The sequence below is a fragment of the Mycolicibacterium arabiense genome (genome assembly GCF_010731815.2).
Lineage (GTDB): Bacteria > Actinomycetota > Actinomycetes > Mycobacteriales > Mycobacteriaceae > Mycobacterium > Mycobacterium arabiense.
Window position 1 is genome coordinate 5,426,073 of sequence record NZ_AP022593.1, and the last position, 19,219, is coordinate 5,445,291.

The 19,219-nt window shown below is 64.6% G+C and carries 12 protein-coding genes and 3 rRNA genes; 11 read left to right on the forward strand and 4 right to left on the reverse strand.

Going from position 1 to position 19,219, the window contains the following annotated elements; translation table 11 throughout:
• The first annotated feature begins 70 nt into the window (after window positions 1-70).
• Genes atpA through G6N61_RS27880 form a run of 5 tightly spaced genes read left to right on the forward strand, consistent with a single transcriptional unit; the run spans window position 71 to window position 4,999 of the window.
• Window positions 71-1,720: a F0F1 ATP synthase subunit alpha gene (atpA, locus tag G6N61_RS27860; RefSeq protein WP_163924099.1), complete on the forward strand. Its 1,650-nt coding sequence runs from the start codon at window positions 71-73 to the stop codon at window positions 1,718-1,720.
• Between the two features lie 25 nt (window positions 1,721-1,745).
• On the forward strand, window positions 1,746-2,672 hold the full coding sequence (locus G6N61_RS27865; RefSeq protein WP_163924102.1) for a F0F1 ATP synthase subunit gamma: 927 nt from the start codon (window positions 1,746-1,748) through the stop codon (window positions 2,670-2,672).
• A gap of 38 nt (window positions 2,673-2,710) precedes the next feature.
• Window positions 2,711-4,144 carry a F0F1 ATP synthase subunit beta gene (atpD, locus tag G6N61_RS27870; protein WP_163924103.1) on the forward strand — a complete coding sequence of 478 codons (1,434 nt, stop codon included), beginning with the start codon at window positions 2,711-2,713 and terminating at the stop codon, window positions 4,142-4,144.
• Window positions 4,145-4,180: 36 nt separating this feature from the next.
• On the forward strand, window positions 4,181-4,546 hold the full coding sequence (locus G6N61_RS27875; protein WP_163924104.1) for a F0F1 ATP synthase subunit epsilon: 366 nt from the start codon (window positions 4,181-4,183) through the stop codon (window positions 4,544-4,546).
• Window positions 4,547-4,552: 6 nt separating this feature from the next.
• On the forward strand, window positions 4,553-4,999 hold the full coding sequence (locus G6N61_RS27880; RefSeq protein WP_163924105.1) for a DUF2550 domain-containing protein: 447 nt from the start codon (window positions 4,553-4,555) through the stop codon (window positions 4,997-4,999).
• On the opposite strand, the gene G6N61_RS27885 is transcribed toward G6N61_RS27880, so the two are convergent.
• A complete protein-coding gene (locus G6N61_RS27885) occupies window positions 4,996-5,571 on the reverse strand; it encodes a cob(I)yrinic acid a,c-diamide adenosyltransferase (protein WP_163924106.1) in 576 nt (191 codons plus the stop codon). The two genes, G6N61_RS27880 and G6N61_RS27885, sit on opposite strands and share 4 nt — an antisense overlap.
• A gap of 82 nt (window positions 5,572-5,653) precedes the next feature.
• Between G6N61_RS27885 and murA the strand changes: the two genes are divergently transcribed.
• From murA to rrf, 4 genes are all read left to right on the forward strand, one after another.
• Window positions 5,654-6,907, forward strand: a complete 1,254-nt coding sequence (murA, locus tag G6N61_RS27890; protein WP_163924107.1) for a UDP-N-acetylglucosamine 1-carboxyvinyltransferase — start codon at window positions 5,654-5,656, stop codon at window positions 6,905-6,907.
• A gap of 327 nt (window positions 6,908-7,234) precedes the next feature.
• Window positions 7,235-8,734 (forward strand): 16S ribosomal RNA (locus G6N61_RS27895).
• Window positions 8,735-9,171: 437 nt separating this feature from the next.
• Window positions 9,172-12,306, forward strand: a 23S ribosomal RNA gene (locus tag G6N61_RS27900).
• 120 nt (window positions 12,307-12,426) lie between these two features.
• Window positions 12,427-12,539: ribosomal RNA gene (gene rrf, locus G6N61_RS27905) — 5S ribosomal RNA — on the forward strand.
• Together the 16S, 23S and 5S rRNA genes form the textbook arrangement of a ribosomal RNA operon.
• An 89-nt stretch (window positions 12,540-12,628) precedes the next feature.
• Here the strand turns inward: rrf and G6N61_RS27910 are convergent.
• Window positions 12,629-13,132 carry a methylated-DNA--[protein]-cysteine S-methyltransferase gene (locus G6N61_RS27910; protein ID WP_163924108.1) on the reverse strand — a complete coding sequence of 168 codons (504 nt, stop codon included), beginning with the start codon at window positions 13,130-13,132 and terminating at the stop codon, window positions 12,629-12,631.
• Window positions 13,132-14,625 (reverse strand): DNA-3-methyladenine glycosylase 2 family protein, encoded by a 1,494-nt coding sequence (locus G6N61_RS27915; protein ID WP_163924109.1) that lies wholly within the window; start codon window positions 14,623-14,625, stop codon window positions 13,132-13,134. The genes G6N61_RS27910 and G6N61_RS27915 overlap by 1 nt, the downstream gene beginning before the upstream one ends.
• Window positions 14,626-14,799: 174 nt before the next feature.
• On the opposite strand from G6N61_RS27915, the gene G6N61_RS27920 reads away from it, so the two are divergent.
• Window positions 14,800-16,203, forward strand: a complete 1,404-nt coding sequence (locus tag G6N61_RS27920; protein ID WP_163924110.1) for a cytochrome P450 — start codon at window positions 14,800-14,802, stop codon at window positions 16,201-16,203.
• A complete protein-coding gene (locus tag G6N61_RS27925; RefSeq protein WP_163924111.1) occupies window positions 16,200-18,338 on the forward strand; it encodes an Rv1355c family protein in 2,139 nt (712 codons plus the stop codon). Before G6N61_RS27920 ends, G6N61_RS27925 begins: the two co-directional genes overlap by 4 nt.
• Window positions 18,339-18,531: 193 nt before the next feature.
• On the opposite strand, the gene G6N61_RS27930 is transcribed toward G6N61_RS27925, so the two are convergent.
• Window positions 18,532-19,158, reverse strand: coding sequence for a TetR/AcrR family transcriptional regulator (locus tag G6N61_RS27930; RefSeq protein ID WP_235887329.1), 627 nt, complete (start codon window positions 19,156-19,158; stop codon window positions 18,532-18,534).
• Window positions 19,159-19,219: the final 61 nt, after the last annotated feature.

Here is a 19,219-nt window from a genome sequence, read left to right on the forward strand (position 1 = left end):
GCGCATGCGCGACGAACCGATGGCACCGACTCAGACGCTTCATCAAAGACAAAGGTAGGAAGACGAGAACATGGCAGAGTTGACAATCTCCGCTTCTGACATCGAAGGCGCCATCGAGGACTACGTATCCTCGTTCGCCGCCGACACCGAGCGTGAAGAGATCGGCACCGTGATCGACGCCGGTGACGGCATCGCCCACGTCGAAGGCCTGCCCTCGGTCATGACCCAGGAACTCCTCGAGTTCCCCGGTGGTGTCCTCGGCGTGGCGCTGAACCTCGACGAGCACAGCGTCGGCGCCGTGATCCTGGGCGACTTCGAGAAGATCGAACAGGGCCAGCAGGTCAAGCGGACCGGCGAGGTCCTGTCGGTTCCCGTCGGCGACGCCTTCCTCGGTCGCGTGGTCAACCCGCTGGGTCAGCCGCTCGACGGACAGGGCGACATCGCGTCGGACAAGCGTCGCGCGCTCGAGCTGCAGGCACCGTCGGTGGTGCAGCGCCAGGGCGTCGAAGAGCCGCTGCAGACCGGCATCAAGGCCATCGACTCGCAGACCCCGATCGGCCGTGGTCAGCGCCAGCTGATCATCGGCGACCGCAAGACCGGCAAGACCGCGGTCTGCGTCGACACGATCCTCAACCAGCGCGAGAACTGGGAGTCCGGCGATCCCAAGCAGCAGGTGCGCTGCGTGTACGTCGCGATCGGCCAGAAGGGCACCACGATCGCCAGCGTCAAGCGGGCGCTCGAAGAGGGTGGCGCGATGGAGTACACCACCATCGTGGCGGCCCCGGCGTCGGACCCCGCCGGCTTCAAGTGGCTTGCGCCGTACACCGGTTCGGCCATCGGCCAGGAGTGGATGTACGACGGCAAGCACGTCCTGATCGTGTTCGACGACCTCACCAAGCAGGCCGACGCCTACCGTGCGATCTCGCTGCTGCTGCGTCGCCCGCCGGGCCGCGAGGCCTTCCCCGGCGACGTCTTCTACCTGCACTCGCGTCTGCTCGAGCGCTGCGCGAAGCTGTCGGATGAGCTGGGTGGCGGATCGATGACCGGCCTGCCGGTGATCGAGACCAAGGCCAACGACATCTCGGCGTTCATCCCCACCAACGTCATCTCGATCACCGACGGCCAGTGCTTCCTGGAGTCCGACCTGTTCAACCAGGGCGTGCGACCGGCCATCAACGTCGGTGTCTCGGTGTCGCGCGTGGGTGGCGCGGCGCAGATCAAGGCGATGAAGGAGGTCGCGGGCTCGTTGCGCCTCGACCTGTCGCAGTACCGCGAGCTGGAGTCGTTCGCGGCCTTCGCCTCGGACCTCGACCCCACGTCGAAGGCTCAGCTCGAGCGCGGCGCCCGCCTCGTCGAGCTGCTCAAGCAGCCGCAGTACAGCCCGCTCCCGGTCGAGGAGCAGGTCGTCGCGATCTTCCTCGGCACCAAGGGGCACCTGGATTCGGTCCCGGTGGAGGACGTTCAGCGCTTCGAGACTGAGTTCCTCGAGCACATGCGCGGCTCGCACGACGACGCCCTGAAGCAGATCCGGGAGACCAAGAAGTTCCCCGAGGACGCGCAGGAAGCGCTGGAGAAGATCGTCAACGAGTTCAAGCAGGGCTTCTCGGCCACCGACGGCAGCTCGGTCGTGGTCAACGAGTCCGAGACCGAGGCCATGGACCCCGATGACGTCGAGAAGGAATCGGTCAAGGTTCGCAAGCCCGCTCCGAAGAAGAACTAGGACCGGAGAGGTCTGGAAGAGCTAGATGGCAGCCACACTGCGGGAGCTACGCGGACGCATCCGTTCCGCCGGGTCGATCAAGAAGATCACCAAGGCCCAGGAACTGATCGCCACGTCGCGGATCGCCAAGGCGCAGGCCCGAGTCGAAGCGGCTCGGCCCTACGCCGGCGAGATCACCAACATGCTCACCGAACTCGCGGGAGCCAGCGCGCTGGACCACCCGTTGCTCGTCGAGCGTGAATCACCCAAGCGCGCAGGCGTTCTGGTCGTGTCGTCCGACCGCGGGTTGTGCGGCGCCTACAACGCCAACGTGTTGCGGCGTTCCGAGGAACTGTTCTCGCTGCTGCGGGAAGAGGGCAAGGAACCCGTCGTTTACACGGTCGGTCGGAAGGCACTCGGGTACTACAACTTCCGGGGTCGCGACATCGTCGAGTCGTGGAGCGGCTTCTCGGAGCGTCCCACCTACGAGCAGGCCAGGGAGATCGCCGAGGTGCTCGTCTCGGCCTTCATGTCCGGGGCCGACGACGAGGGTGACGACGCCGGCGAAGACGGCATCCTCGGCGTGGACGAATTGCACATCGTCTTCACCGAATTCAAGTCGATGCTGTCGCAGTCGGCGGAGGCACGCCGGATCGCACCCATGGTCGTCGAGTACGTCGAGGACGCTCCCGACGAGGGTCCGCGAACGCTGTTCTCGTTCGAGCCCAGCGCCGAAACGCTGTTCGACGCACTCCTGCCCCGCTACGTGGCAACCCGCGTCTACTCAGCACTGCTCGAGGCCGCGGCGTCCGAATCCGCTTCGCGCCGCAGGGCGATGAAGTCGGCGAGCGACAACGCCGACGATCTGATCAAGGCTCTGACGTTGGAATCCAACCGCGAACGCCAGGCCCAGATCACCCAGGAAATCAGCGAGATCGTCGGTGGCGCCAATGCGCTCGCCGACTCCAGATAATTCTTAGAACCACGCCCCGTCAGGAAGCGAAGAAGAAAATGACTGCCACCGCAGAAGACACCAAGACCGCAGGTCGCGTGGTCCGCATCACCGGCCCGGTCGTCGACGTCGAGTTCCCGCGGGGTTCCGTGCCGGAACTGTTCAACGCGTTGCACGCCGACATCACCTACAAGGAGATGGCCAAGACGCTGACCCTCGAGGTCGCGCAGCATCTGGGCGACAGCCTGGTGCGCACCATCTCGATGCAGCCGACTGACGGACTGGTCCGTGGCGTCGAGGTCACCGACACCGGGCGCTCGATCTCGGTGCCCGTTGGCGACGGCGTCAAGGGCCACGTGTTCAACGCCCTCGGCAACTGCCTCGACGAGCCCGGCTACGGCGAGGACTTCGACCACTGGTCGATCCACCGCAAGCCGCCGTCCTTCGACTCCCTCGAGCCCCGTACCGAGATGCTCGAGACCGGCCTCAAGGTCGTCGACCTGCTGACCCCGTACGTCCGCGGCGGAAAGATCGCCCTGTTCGGCGGCGCCGGTGTCGGCAAGACGGTGCTCATCCAGGAGATGATCAACCGCATCGCCCGCAACTTCGGTGGCACCTCGGTGTTCGCCGGCGTCGGGGAGCGCACCCGTGAGGGCAACGACCTCTGGGTCGAGCTCGCGGACGCCAACGTGCTCAAGGACACCGCCCTGGTGTTCGGTCAGATGGACGAGCCGCCGGGCACGCGTATGCGCGTCGCCCTCTCGGCGCTGACCATGGCGGAGTACTTCCGCGACGAGGCCCAGCAGGACGTGCTGCTGTTCATCGACAACATCTTCCGGTTCACCCAGGCCGGTTCGGAGGTGTCGACGTTGCTCGGCCGCATGCCGTCCGCGGTGGGTTACCAGCCCACGCTGGCCGACGAGATGGGCGAGTTGCAGGAGCGCATCACCTCGACCCGTGGTCACTCGATCACCTCGATGCAGGCCGTCTACGTGCCCGCCGACGACTACACCGACCCGGCGCCTGCGACCACGTTCGCGCACCTCGACGCCACCACGGAACTCTCGCGTGCGGTGTTCTCGAAGGGCATCTTCCCGGCGGTGGACCCGCTGGCGTCGAGCTCGACGATCCTGCACCCCAGCGTCGTGGGCGACGAGCACTACCGCGTCGCGCAGGAGGTCATCCGAATCCTCCAGCGGTACAAGGACCTCCAGGACATCATCGCCATCCTCGGTGTCGACGAGCTGTCCGAGGAAGACAAGCAGCTGGTGTACCGCGCCCGCCGCATCGAGCGCTTCCTGAGCCAGAACATGATGGCTGCCGAGCAGTTCACCGGCCAGCCCGGCTCGACGGTGCCGCTCAAGGAGACCATCGAGGCGTTCGACAAGCTCACCAAGGGCGACTTCGACCACCTGCCCGAGCAGGCGTTCTTCCTCATCGGTGGGCTCGACGACCTGGCGAAGAAGGCCGAAAGCCTCGGCGCAAAGCTGTGATGAAGGCCGTTCAGGTCCTCCGGAAGGTGGTGTGACGTGGCTGAATTGCACGTCGAGATCGTGGCCGTGGAGCGCGAGCTGTGGTCGGGTGACGCGACGTTCGTGTTCACCCGCACCACGGCGGGCGAGATCGGCATCCTGCCGCGGCACATTCCGTTGGTGGCGCAGCTCGTCGACGACGCGATGGTTCGCGTCGAACGCGAGGGCGAGGACGATCTGCGCATCGCGGTCGACGGGGGATTCCTCTCCGTCACCGAGGAGGCCGTCCGCATCCTGGTCGAGAACGCTCAGATCGAGTCGGAGATCAACGCCGACGAGGCGAAGCAGGACTCCGAGTCCGACGACGAGCGCACCGCGGCGTGGGGACGCGCGCGTCTGCGCGCCGTAGGCCAACTCGACTAGCCGCCGATGAGCGCGTCCATGATGGTCATGGTCGCGCTGGTCGGTGTGTTGTTACTGGTCGTCGGCGTCCTCGGATACCGCCTGTGGAAGTTGCGGCAGGTGGGCGGGACGGCCGCGATCATGCGGGATCTGCCCGCGGTCGATGGGCATGGTTGGCGCCACGGTGTCATGCGCTACCGCGGCGGCGAGGCGGGTTTCTACCGGTTGTCGAGCATCCGCTGGTGGCCCGATCGGCGTCTGCCGCGGCGCGGCTTGGAACTGGTGTCGCGGCGCTCGCCGCGTGGCGACGAGTTCGACATCATGAGCCAGGAGATCGTCGTACTCGAGATCCGGGACACCAGCGTCGAACGTCTTCGCGGGTATGAGGTGGCACTCGACCGTGGCGCGCTGACGGCGTTCACGTCGTGGCTTGAGTCCCGCCCGTCGCCGCGCGCTCGCAGGCGGTCGAACTAGCTTCTGTCGCCACCCGGCTGCCAGAGCACGTCACCGTCGGGATTCGCCACGCGCGACAGGATGAACAGCAGGTCGGACAGCCTGTTCAGGTACTTGGCAGGCAGGACGTTCATCGTCTCGCCGTGCTGTTCGACCGCCCGCCACGCCGCTCGCTCCGCGCGACGCGTGACCGTGCGTGCGACGTGAAGGTGCGCCGACAGTGCCGTGCCCCCGGGGAGGATGAACGAGTTCAGCGCCGGTAGCGCGTCGTTGAACTCGTCGCACCAGGCCTCGAGCCGGTCGACGTAGTCCTGGCGCACGCGTAGGGGCGGGTACTGCGGGTTCTCCACCACCGGCGTCGACAGGTCGGCGCCGGCATCGAACAGGTCGTTCTGGATTTGGAGCAGCACCGCGAGCATCTTCTCGTCTGGTTGTCCCACCGAGACGGCGACGCCGATCGCGGCGTTGGCCTCGTCGCAGTCCGCATACGCCTCCAACCGCGCATCGTTCTTCGACACGCGGCTGAAATCGCTCAGCCCGGTCGTCCCGTCGTCGCCGGTACGGGTGTAGATGCGGGTCAGGTGCACTGCCATGGGGAAACCGTACCCGCGGACACGGGCCGTCCGGATCGTCGGTGGCCATCGGCATGGGCCGAGCTGATTTAAACTGACCGGCGTGAGCGAGCGATTCGTGGTGACCGGTGGCAACCGGTTGTCGGGCGAAGTAGCCGTCGGGGGCGCAAAGAACAGCGTGCTGAAGCTGATGGCCGCGGCTCTGCTCGCAGAGGGCGTCAGCACCATCACCAACTGTCCCGACATCCTGGACGTTCCGCTGATGGCCGAGGTGTTGCGCGGTCTGGGCGCCACCGTCGACCTCGACGGATCCACGGTGACGATCGACTCGCGGGACGAACTCAAGTACGACGCCGACTTCGCCGCGGTCCGCCAGTTCCGCGCGTCGGTCTGCGTGCTCGGTCCGCTGGTCGGGCGGTGCAAGAAGGCGAAGGTGGCGCTGCCGGGCGGCGACGCGATCGGCTCGCGCCCGCTGGACATGCACCAGGCCGGTCTGCGCCAGCTCGGCGCGAGGTGCAACATCGAGCACGGCTGCGTGGTCGCCGAGGCAGACCAGCTTCGCGGCGCCGAGATACAACTCGAGTTCCCGTCGGTGGGTGCCACCGAGAACATCTTGATGGCGGCGGTGCTGGCCGAGGGTGTGACGACGATCCACAACGCCGCGCGCGAGCCCGACGTCGTCGACCTCTGCGAGATGCTGAACCAGATGGGCGCCCAGATCACCGGCGCTGGCTCGCACACCATGGTCATCACGGGCGTCGACCGACTGCACCCGACCGAACACCGGGTGATCGGCGACCGCATCGTGGCCGCGACGTGGGGGATAGCCGCAGCGATGACGCGCGGCGACATCTCGGTGACGGGCGTCGATCCTCAACACCTGCAGTTGGTGTTGCACAAACTGCACGACGCCGGGGCGACGGTGACCCAGGACGACAACGGCTTCCGGATCGTCCAGTACGAACGACCCAAGGCCGTGAACGTCGCGACCCTGCCGTTCCCCGGTTTCCCGACCGACCTGCAGCCGATGGCGATCGGCCTCGCCTGCATCGCCGATGGCACTTCGATGATCACCGAGAACGTCTTCGAGGCGCGGTTCCGCTTCGTCGAGGAGATGATCCGGTTGGGCGCCGACGCCAGGACCGACGGACACCATGCCGTGGTGCGCGGTCTCCCGCAGCTGTCGAGTGCACCCGTGTGGGCGTCCGACATCCGTGCCGGGGCGGGTCTGGTTCTGGCCGGCTTGGTCGCCGACGGCGACACCGAAGTGCACGACGTGTTCCACATCGACCGCGGCTACCCGTTGTTCGTGGAGAACCTGGTGGCACTCGGTGCCGAGATCGAGCGCGTACCGTAGCCGTATTCCACTGTCTAGCTGTGGTTTTGGCGAACTGGCCTCGTGCATGTAAGGTTGTGTTCAAGCCCAGCGGCCCGGACCTAGCGGATCGGAAGTTGGGCCTTGACCTCACCGAGTTGGATGTTGTAGGCTGGCGGGGTTGCCTGAAAACCAGGTGTGTTGTTTGAGAACTCAATAGTGTGTTTGGTGGTTTTTGTTTGTTGTTTGGTCATGCCCCTTTTTTCTCGTTTGGGGGGTGTGATGTTTTTTTGGATGCCAGTTTTTGGTGTCTTTTGTCTGATCGGATTTCTCTGATTTGCACTGCACCTGGTTTTGCCGGGTTGTTTTTGTTTGGAGAGTTTGATTCTGGCTCAGGACGAACGCTGGCGGCGTGCTTAACACATGCAAGTCGAACGGAAAGGCCCTTCGGGGTACTCGAGTGGCGAACGGGTGAGTAACACGTGGGTGATCTGCCCTGCACTTTGGGATAAGCCTGGGAAACTGGGTCTAATACCGAATACACCTCGCTGGCCGCATGGTCTGGTGGGGGAAAGCTTTTGCGGTGTGGGATGGGCCCGCGGCCTATCAGCTTGTTGGTGGGGTGATGGCCTACCAAGGCGACGACGGGTAGCCGGCCTGAGAGGGTGACCGGCCACACTGGGACTGAGATACGGCCCAGACTCCTACGGGAGGCAGCAGTGGGGAATATTGCACAATGGGCGCAAGCCTGATGCAGCGACGCCGCGTGGGGGATGACGGCCTTCGGGTTGTAAACCCCTTTCAGCACAGACGAAGCGAAAGTGACGGTATGTGCAGAAGAAGGACCGGCCAACTACGTGCCAGCAGCCGCGGTAATACGTAGGGTCCGAGCGTTGTCCGGAATTACTGGGCGTAAAGAGCTCGTAGGTGGTTTGTCGCGTTGTTCGTGAAAACTCACAGCTCAACTGTGGGCGTGCGGGCGATACGGGCAGACTAGAGTACTGCAGGGGAGACTGGAATTCCTGGTGTAGCGGTGGAATGCGCAGATATCAGGAGGAACACCGGTGGCGAAGGCGGGTCTCTGGGCAGTAACTGACGCTGAGGAGCGAAAGCGTGGGGAGCGAACAGGATTAGATACCCTGGTAGTCCACGCCGTAAACGGTGGGTACTAGGTGTGGGTTTCCTTCCTTGGGATCCGTGCCGTAGCTAACGCATTAAGTACCCCGCCTGGGGAGTACGGCCGCAAGGCTAAAACTCAAAGAAATTGACGGGGGCCCGCACAAGCGGCGGAGCATGTGGATTAATTCGATGCAACGCGAAGAACCTTACCTGGGTTTGACATGCACAGGACGCTGGTAGAGATATCAGTTCCCTTGTGGCCTGTGTGCAGGTGGTGCATGGCTGTCGTCAGCTCGTGTCGTGAGATGTTGGGTTAAGTCCCGCAACGAGCGCAACCCCTATCTTATGTTGCCAGCGCGTCATGGCGGGGACTCGTAAGAGACTGCCGGGGTCAACTCGGAGGAAGGTGGGGATGACGTCAAGTCATCATGCCCCTTATGTCCAGGGCTTCACACATGCTACAATGGCCGGTACAAAGGGCTGCGAATCCGCGAGGTGGAGCGAATCCCTTGAAAGCCGGTCTCAGTTCGGATTGGGGTCTGCAACTCGACCCCATGAAGTCGGAGTCGCTAGTAATCGCAGATCAGCAACGCTGCGGTGAATACGTTCCCGGGCCTTGTACACACCGCCCGTCACGTCATGAAAGTCGGTAACACCCGTGGGAGGGAGCCGTCGAAGGTGGGATCGGCGATTGGGACGAAGTCGTAACAAGGTAGCCGTACCGGAAGGTGCGGCTGGATCACCTCCTTTCTAAGGAGCACCACGAGATTCAGGCCCGCCCACGACTGTGGGAGTTCGGTGTCCTGGACGATTCGTTGGATGGCCTCACACCTGTAGTGGGTGGGGGTCTGGTGCACATGGCAAACGTGCGGGTCGGTCGGGAAATGCCGGCTCGCGAGGAAATCATCAGACACGCTATTGGGCTTTGAGACAACAGGCCCGCGACTCGAGTGCATTGCTCCGAGGCGCCCCGTTGGGGGTGCTGGGGTGTGTGGGGGGGTCGGCCCGATTGGTTTCGGGTGGTGTTGTTGTTGCCCCGCTTGGTGGTGGGGTGTGGTGTTTGATTCGTGGATAGTGGTTGCGAGCATCAAGCTGGCATGCGTGTGGGCCCTTTGCCTTCGGGTTGGGGTCTGTGTGTGTGGTGGTTTGTTGTGGTGTGATTTTTCTTTGTTTAATGGTTTTGTGCTTTGTAAGTGTTTAAGGGCGCATGGTGGATGCCTTGGCATCAGAGGCCGATGAAGGACGTGGGAGGCTGCGATATGCCTCGGGGAGCTGCCAACCGAGCGTTGATCCGAGGGTGTCCGAATGGGGAAACCCAGCACGAGTGATGTCGTGTTACCCGTATCTGAATACATAGGGTGCGGGAGGTAACGCGGGGAAGTGAAACATCTCAGTACCCGTAGGAAGAGAAAACAACAGTGATTCCGTGAGTAGTGGCGAGCGAAAGCGGAGGATGGCTAAACCGCATGCATGTGATACCGGGTAGGGGTTGTGTGTGCGGGGTTGTGGGACCCATCTCATCGGGGCTACCTCCCTGGTGGGCAGTGAGAAAATGTCGTGGTTAGCGGAAGTGGTCTTGGGATGGCCTGCCGTAGACGGTGAGAGCCCGGTACGTGAAAACCCGATGTCTGCCTTGATGGTGTTTCCCGAGTAGCAGCGGGCCCGTGGAATCTGCTGTGAATCTGCCGGGACCACCCGGTAAGCCTGAATACCTTCTGATGACCGATAGCGGATTAGTACCGTGAGGGAATGGTGAAAAGTACCCCGGGAGGGGAGTGAAATAGTACCTGAAACCGTGTGCCTACAAGCCGTCAGAGCCCTCGTTCATGCGTGGGGTGATGGCGTGCCTTTTGAAGAATGAGCCTGCGAGTCAGGGACATGTCGCGAGGTTAACCCGTGTGGGGTAGCCGCAGCGAAAGCGAGTCTGAATAGGGCGTATCCAATCCAAGGGGGTTGGTGTAGTGGTGTGTTCTGGACCCGAAGCGGAGTGATCTACCCATGGCCAGGGTGAAGCGCGGGTAAGACCGCGTGGAGGCCCGAACCCACTTAGGTTGAAGACTGAGGGGATGAGTTGTGGGTAGGGGTGAAAGGCCAATCAAACTCCGTGATAGCTGGTTCTCCCCGAAATGCATTTAGGTGCAGCGTTGCATGGTTCTTGCCGGAGGTAGAGCTACTGGATGGCCGATGGGCCTCACAAGGTTACTGACGTCAGCCAAACTCCGAATGCCGGTAAGTCAACAGTGTGGCAGTGAGACGGCGGGGGGATAAGCTCCGTGCGTCGAGAGGGAAACAGCCCAGATCGCCGGCTAAGGCCCCTAAGCGTGTGCTAAGTGGAAAAGGATGTGCAGTCGCGAAGACAACCAGGAGGTTGGCTTAGAAGCAGCCACCCTTGAAAGAGTGCGTAATAGCTCACTGGTCAAGTGATTGTGCGCCGATAATGTAGCGGGGCTCAAGCACACCGCCGAAGCCGCGGCAACCAACACCTTTTAGGTGAGGTTGGGTAGGGAGCGTCCTGCACACCGGTGAAGCCACCTAGTGATGGTGTGGTGGAGGGTGTGGGAGTGAGAATGCAGGCATGAGTAGCGATAAGGCAAGTGAGAACCTTGCCCGCCGAAAGACCAAGGGTTCCTGGGCCAGGCCAGTCCGCCCAGGGTGAGTCGGGACCTAAGGCGAGGCCGACAGGCGTAGTCGATGGACAACGGGTTGATATTCCCGTACCCGTGTGTGCGCGTCCCTGATGAATCAGCGGTACTAACCGCCCAAATCCATGCTCACTTGATCCCTTCGGGGTGATGGGGTGTGGGCTGCGCGGGACCTTCGCTGGTAGTAGTCAAGCGATGGGGTGACGCAGGAAGGTAGCCGTACCAGTCAGTGGTAATACTGGGGCAAGCCCGTAGGACGACATCTAGGCAAATCCGGGTGTCACATGGTCCGAGAGGTGATGCATAGCCGAGTGAGGCGAATTCGGTGATCCTATGCTGCCAAGAAAAGCCTCTAGCGAGTGCTAACACGGCCCGTACCCCAAACCGACACAGGTGGTCAGGTAGAGAATACCAAGGCGTACGAGTGAACTATGGTTAAGGAACTCGGCAAAATACCCCCGTAACTTCGGGAGAAGGGGGACCCCCATATCGTCATGGCCTTCGCGGCCGGCAGCGGGAGGGGGTGGCACAAACCAGTGAGAAGCGACTGTTTACTAAAAACACAGGTCCGTGCGAAGTCGCAAGACGATGTATACGGACTGACGCCTGCCCGGTGCTGGAAGGTTAAGAGGACCGGTTAACTCCCTTCGGGGGGTGAAGCTGAGAATTTAAGCCCCAGTAAACGGCGGTGGTAACTATAACCATCCTAAGGTAGCGAAATTCCTTGTCGGGTAAGTTCCGACCTGCACGAATGGCGTAACGACTTCTCAACTGTCTCAACCATAGACTCGGCGAAATTGCACTACGAGTAAAGATGCTCGTTACGCGCGGCAGGACGAAAAGACCCGGACCTTCACTACAACTTGGTATTGGCGCTCGGTACGGTTTGTGTAGGATAGGTGGGAGACTGTGAAACCCGCACGCCAGTGTGGGTGGAGTCATCGTTGAAATACCACTCTGATCGTATTGGGCTTCTAACCTCGAACCGTATATCCGGTTCAGGAACAGTGCCTGGTGGGTAGTTTAACTGGGGCGGTTGCCTCCAAAAGAGTAACGGAGGCGCCCAAAGGTTCCCTCAACCTGGACGGCAATCAGGTGTTGAGTGTAAGTGCACAAGGGAGCTTGACTGCGAGACATACATGTCGAGCAGGGACGAAAGTCGGGACTAGTGATCCGGCACCCCCGAGTGGAAGGGGTGTCGCTCAACGGATAAAAGGTACCCCGGGGATAACAGGCTGATCTTCCCCAAGAGTCCATATCGACGGGATGGTTTGGCACCTCGATGTCGGCTCGTCGCATCCTGGGGCTGGAGCAGGTCCCAAGGGTTGGGCTGTTCGCCCATTAAAGCGGCACGCGAGCTGGGTTTAGAACGTCGTGAGACAGTTCGGTCTCTATCCGCCGCGCGCGTCAGAAGCTTGAGGAAACCTGTCCCTAGTACGAGAGGACCGGGACGGACGAACCTCTGGTCTACCAGTTGTCCCACCAGGGGCACCGCTGGATAGCTACGTTCGGACAGGATAACCGCTGAAAGCATCTAAGCGGGAAACCCCCTCCAAGACCAGGCTTCTCACCCATTTAGTGGGATAAGGCCCCCCGCAGACCACGGGATTGATAGACCAGACCTAGAAGACCAGTAATGGTCGTAGGGAACTGGCACTAACCGGCCGAAAACTTACACACAACCCATCAAGGGATAAATCGTGTAAGCACCACAACGCGTTCGCAACCACGCACATCCACGATATCGAACAGACCACACCCCACCACCAAAAACACCTGGGGCTGAAAAGAAAATAGAGTTACGGCGGTAATAGCGGCAGGGAAACGCCCGGACCCATCCCGAACCCGGAAGCTAAGCCTGCCAGCGCCGATGATACTGCCCTTCCGGGCGGAAAAGTAGGACACCGCCGAACACCCTTTAAGCCCAGTGGCCCCCAATCCAAGATTGGGGGCCACTGGCATTTCTACGTTCATGCGCCATTGTCGGAAATGGCCAGAATGGTCAGTCGAATAGCGTTGCCACCGGCGCGACTCGATTCTTCTCCACGTCGAGTAAATGCCTCTTGCGCGCCAGCCCTCCGCCATAACCGGTGAGGCTGCCATTCGCTCCGATGACGCGATGGCACGGCACGATGATGCCAATCGGATTGTGTCCATTGGCGAGGCCGACGGCACGCGAAGCGCCGGCGGAGCCGATGTCACGCGCGATTTCTCCATATGTGCGCGTCTCGCCGTAGGGAATCGTGAGCAGTTCCGCCCACACCTTCTTCTGGAAGTCAGAGCCCACCAAATCGAGTTCGAGGTCGAATTCCGTGAGGTCGCCGGCGAAGTAGGCGTCGAGTTGACGAACCACGTCGTCGAACGCACCGTCGTCGTCGACCCAGCCCTCGCGACTCGGCTCGTAGGTCTGGTCGACCATGCGCAGATGGCGAAGGCGTCCGTTCCGTCCCGCCAGCGTCAGTAGACCGACCGGACTGTCGACGGTGCGCGACTGCAGTGTCTCCATCACTTCTCCTTGGTCTTCGGGGGCCACACGTTGACGTCGTGGTCCAGCGCGGTCCACAGGTATTGCGTTGCGTAGGAACGCCATGGCCGCCACGCCGCGCTATGCCGAGTCAGCGCTCGAGCCTCCGCGGGCAGTCCGATCTGCTTGGCAGCGACGAGGACGCCGAGATCGCTGCCGGGAAAGGCATCGGGATCTCCGAGACCCCGCATGGCGATCATCTCGGTCGTCCACGGCCCGATCCCGGGCAGGGCCATCAGCTGGTCCCGGGCACTGTTCCAATCGCACCCAGGGTCGAGCACGACGTCGCCCTCGGCCAGTGCGCGGATCAGGCCGACCAGCGTGCGCTGGCGCGCCTTGGGAAACGCAAGGTGCACGGGGTCGATGTCCGCGAGCTGCGATACGTCGGGAAACACGTGGGTCAACCCGCCGTCCGGGTCGTCGATCACCGTGCCGTACGCCTCGACCAGCCGGCGGGCATGGGTGCGCGCCGCCTTGACCGACACCTGTTGGCCGAGCACGACGCGTACGGCCAGCTCGTTCTCGTCGACGGTGCGGGGGATGCGCTGGCCCGGCGCCTTGGCGACCAGTTCGCTGAAGTGCTCGTCGGCGCCCAGCACGTCCGTCACGGCTTCCGGGTCGGCGTCGAGGTCGAGCAGTCGGCGCGCCCGCGAGATGGCCGTGGACAGGTCGCGGAAGTCGTCGAGCGTCAGATGGCATTCCACGTGATCGACGTGGGGACGCAAGCTGATCACGCCGTTGCCGGACGGCAGCCGAAGGGTGCGTCGGTAGGCGCCGTCGCGGACCTCCTCCACGCCGGGGATGCCGCTGGCCCCCAGGTGGCCGAATAGCCCCTCGTAGGCGAACGGCGCACGCACCGGCAGCCGCAACGACAACGCACCGGCTCCCCGAGCGCGATCGCCACCGAATCTGGTGCGGGCCTGGGCGCGCAGCTCGGTCGGGCTCGTGGCGCAGACCAATCGCACGGTGTCGTTGAACTGCCGGATGCTCGAAAAGCCTGCGGCGAAGGCCACGTCGCTGAACGGCAACTCCGTCGTCTCGATCAATATGCGCGCGGTTTGCATGCGCTGCGCTCGGGCCAGCGCCAGGGGATTGGCGCCCACCTCGGCCTGGAGCAGGCGTTGCAACTGACGGGTGGTGTAGCCGACCCTGGCTGCCAGGCCGCTCACCCCCTCGCGGTCCACGGTGCCGTCGGAGATCAGGCGCATGGCGCGCGCCACTGCATCACCGCGGACGTTCCATTCAGGCGACCCAGGCGATGCGTCCGGCCGACAGCGCTTGCACGCGCGGAACCCGTCGCCCTGCGCAGCGGCCGCAGTGGGATAGAACCGGACGTTACGGGCGAACGGGGGACGCACCGGACAACTCGGACGGCAGTAGATCTTGGTGGTGCGCACCGCGGTGACGAACCACCCGTCGAACCGGGCGTCCTTGGATTGGACGGCCCGGTAGCAGCGGTCGAAGTCGTCGTGCACACCTCCACGCTTACACGTCGGCTCCGACAGCACTGGCGGAAATCGGACATCAACCTGAGACGGCGCGATGGCGACGCCCATCGCAGTCGTTAGCCAAGCTCAATTCCTCGCCGAATGCCTTATGCTCAACCGGGACGCCAGAACGACGGCGCATCGGAATCCGGGGGGCTTTCAGTGGTCGACACGCTTGCCGGCCACGACGGCGCCGATCTGCCACTGGCACCGAAGAATCCGCTGCCGTACCTCCAGCGTCTGCGCGCGGTCCGGTCGTTCCACACGGGCCCGGAGAAGCTACGCGACGCCGGCGGCCCGGTGACCCGATTCAGCATTGGGCCGCGCTGGCTCACCCCGACGATCGTCCTCGCCACGTCGCCTGCCGCGATCCGCGACGTGCTCGGCGTCAAGGACGGGTCGGCCGACAAGACGACGCTGGTGTTCGACGAGGTGCGGCGCATCCTCGGGGCGAACCTGGCGAATTTGCCGCACCAGGAATGGGTTCCGCGCCGTCGCACGATCCAGCCCGTGTTCACCAAGCAGCGGGTCCGGGAGTTCGGCGGGCACGTGGCCGACGCCGCAGAAGCGTTGGCGGACAGCTGGGGCGACGGCGCCGACATCGACCTCGACGTCGAGGCACGCACGCTCACGTTGCGCGCGCTCGGCCAATCGGTACTCGGCATCGACCTGGCCGAACGGGCCGATGACGTCGCCGAACCGCTCCGCATCGCCATGCAGTACGCGATGCGCCGCGCCACGTCCCCCGTCCGCGCACCGCGGTGGCTACCAACGCCTGCACGCAGCCGTGCCCGCGCGGCCAGCGCCAAGGTGCACCGGCTCGCCCTCGACATCCTCGACGCCTGCCGCTCCGATCCCACCCGTGAGGCGCCGCTCGTCCAGGCGCTCATCGCGGCGCGCGACCCCGAGACCGGCCGAACGCTCACCGACGAGGAGATCGCCGACGAGCTGATCGTGTTCATGTTCGCCGGATACGACACCACCGCAACGACGTTGGCGTACGCACTGTGGGCGCTGGGCAGGCACCCCGAGGTTCAGGCTCGCGTGGTGGCCGAGGTCGACGCCATCCCCGCGGGTCGGTTGACCCCGGACGACATCCCCCGCCTGGACTACACCGTCCAGGTGCTGCGCGAAGCGCTCCGGTTGTGTCCACCCGCCGCGACGGGCACCCGCAGAGCCGAACGGGACCTTCAGGTGGGCGGCTACCGAGTGAAGGCAGGGACGATGATGGTAGTCGGGCGCATGGCCGTGCAACGTGACCCCCAGCTGTGGGACGACCCGCTCACCTTCGACCCCGACCGGTTCAGCCCGGAGTGCTACAAGGAACTCGACCGCTGGCAATACCTTCCGTTCGGCGGGGGTCCGCGGTCGTGCATCGGCGATCACTTCGCGATGCTCGAGGCCAGCGTGGCCCTCGCCACCATCATGCGACGCGTCGAGGTGACGTCCGCCGAATCGTCGTTCCCGCTCGCCGTGCACTTCACGATGGTGGCCGGGGGACCCGTCCCGGCACGCGTGCGCCGACGGATCGCCACCCCTGCGTCCGACGGCGAGGCGTCGGCGTGACGGCCCTCGAGGACGAGAAGCGCTACGGCGTCCGGCTTCTCGATCCGTCGGACCCCGGTGACCATGGCGTCCTGGAGGAGCTGCGCGCCGACCCGCGCATCGAGTTCGTCGACCGGCTCGACGAGCAGCGCGAGACGCTGCGGCAGCTGCGTCCGGTCCCGAGCGCCGACGTCGTCGACGAAGGCCCGCGATTCGCCTACTACCCGTGGCGGCGCATGGTCGTCGGGGTACTGGGCCCGCGCGCCTTCCGGATGCTGCGGCTCGATCGCAACCGCAACGTCATCACGGTCGAGGAGCAGGAGCGGCTGGGCGCTCTGACGATCGGCGTGGTCGGGCTGAGCGTCGGACACGTCATCGCCCACACGCTGGCGACTGAAGGTCTGTGCGGCCGCCTGCGGCTGGCGGACTTCGACGAACTCGAACTGTCCAACCTCAACCGCGTCCCGGCGACCGTGCTGGACCTTGGACTGAACAAGGCCGTGGTCGCCGCCCGCCGGATCGCCGAGATCGATCCGTATCTCGACGTCGAGGTCTTCACCGGCGGGTTGACCGTCGACTGTCTCGAGGAGTTCTTCGACGGCCTCGACGTCGTCGTCGAGGAGTGCGACTCATTGGAGGCCAAGGCGCTCGCCAGGGAAGCCGCGCGCGACCGTGGACTGCCGGTGGTGATGGTCACCAGCGACCGGGGTCTGGTCGACGTCGAACGCTACGACCTCGAACCCGGCCGCCCGATACTGCACGGGTTGCTCGACGGCATGGACTCCGCCGGGCTGGCACAGCTGACGAGCCACGAGCGCATCCGCTACACGGTGCGGCACGCCGACCCGACGCAATCCTCGGCTCGCCTGACCGCGTCGCTTCTCGAAGTCGGGCGCACGGTGTCGACCTGGCCGCAACTGGTCGGCGAGGTCACACTCGGCGCCGCGGTCATCGCCGAGGCGGTGCGCCGGATCGGGTTGGGTGAGCCGCTCGCGTCCGGCCAGGCCCGCGTCGACGTGGCGGCCGCGCTGGGCGATCTCCGCGAACCGAGGACCGCCCCGGCCGAATCGCAGCGGGCGACAACGGAATCCGACGTCGTGGCGTCGGAGCCGACCTCGATCACCGGCAAGATCGCCGCGGCCGCCAACCGTGCGCCGTCGGGCGGCAACGCGCAACCGTGGCAGGTGGAGACGCGCTCGGACTCCGTGGCGATCCGGCTCGTCCCCGAACGCACGTCGTTGATGGACGTGAAGTTCCGCGGGAGTGCGGTCGCGGTGGGGGCGGCGTTGTTCAACGCCAGGGTCGCGGCCGCGGCTCACCAGGTCTTGGGACCGATCGAGGTGACCCAGGCCGACGCCGCTACGCCGCTGCTGGCGACGCTCCGGCTCGGGTCGGGCACGGACTCCCGGCTCGCCGAACTCCACGAGCCGATGTTGCAGCGGGAGACCAACCGGCACCGCGGCGAGCCCCACCCGATACCCGAATCGACGCTCGAGGCGTTGCGCGCCGCGGCAGAGAGCGAAGGCGGTCGTCTGACGCTGCTCACGGAACCGACCGTTCTGGACGACGTCGCGAAGATCTTCGCCGCGGGCGACCGCATCCGCTACCTCACGCCGGACCTGCATCGCGAGATGTTCGCCGAACTACGCTGGCCGGGGGATGAGCCGGCGGACACGGGGATCGACGTGCGCAGCCTGGAATTGGACCCGAGCGATCAGGCAGTGCTGGACCTTCTGCGCCGTCCGGACGTGATGGCCGAGTTGGCGCGGTGGGATGCCGGCTCGGCACTCGGCGAGGACGCGGCGGCGCGCATCCGCTCTTCGTCCGCGCTGGGCATCGTCTCGATGCGGGGGGACCAGCTCACCGACTTCGCCCGTGCCGGCGCAGCGGTCGAGGCGGCGTGGATAGCGGCGGGCCGGCTCGAGGTCGCGGTGCAGCCGCTATCGCCGGTGTTCCTGCACGCGCTCGACGCCGCCGAACTGGCGGACATGTCGCCGCCCTACGGTGCCGAACTCGAGCGGCTGAGAGTGGACTTCCGTCGCGTCGCCGGGATACCGGCCGACGAGTCACTGGCGCTCGTCATGCGGATGACCTCGCCCGCACCACCTCCCAGCGTGCGCAGTCGGCGTCGGTCTGCGTTCGCTGACGACGGGTAGCAACCCGGGGGTGCGGCCGACGGCGGCGATGGACAATACGGCCGTACCGTGAAACGATACGCCCGTATTGGAGTACTGAACCGCAAGCTGGGAGTTCGAGGGGTGCGCCTGGCATAGACCACCGATCAGCAACGACGCGTGGACCAAGGGTCTCCGGGGGGGCCTGACGGACGCGACGGCGAGCCCGGGTCGCTCAGTGCGGTGGCGAGTCCCGGAATTGCCCTCGGCGGATGAGCGCCGTGACGGCAGCGTCCCACCGTCGTAGCTGATCGGGTTCGGTGAGCGGCCCGGGCAGGTGACGCTCGATGTGGGTCCGCAGCACCATGGCACCCAGCCGGAGAATGAGCGGGTTCAGCGCCGCCCAATCCATGTCCTGGTCCGGCCACAGCAAGTCCTGCGCGTCGAACTGTTCCCGCTGGGCAGTACTCAGCGCCAGCAGGCCGTCGAAGATCTCCGCACCGAATTCGTCGCCTTCGATCAGGGCTCGGGCGAGGTAGTCGACCACGAATTCGTTCGCCGAGATCATCGCGGTGACGCGAACGCCTGCCTCGGTCAGTGGATCGCCGCTCGCCGTCGTCAGCGGGGTTGCGGCGACCGCATCACCGATGATCTTCAGCACGTGATCGTTGACCGACTCGACCAGGGCCGCCTTCGTCCCGAAGTGATGCTGCACCGATCCGACCGACACGCCTGCGGACTCCGCGACCGTACGAAGTGACGTCGCCGCAATGCCATTGGTGGCGAAGCACTCCAGCGCAGCGTCTCGAATGCGCCCCACGCTGGACGGCTCGGCCGTGGCGGGCCGGCGTGGAAATGGCATCGGGCGATCCATCGACGGCCACGCTACAGCGTCACGAGCCGTCGACGGGTCGAGCCGAGCG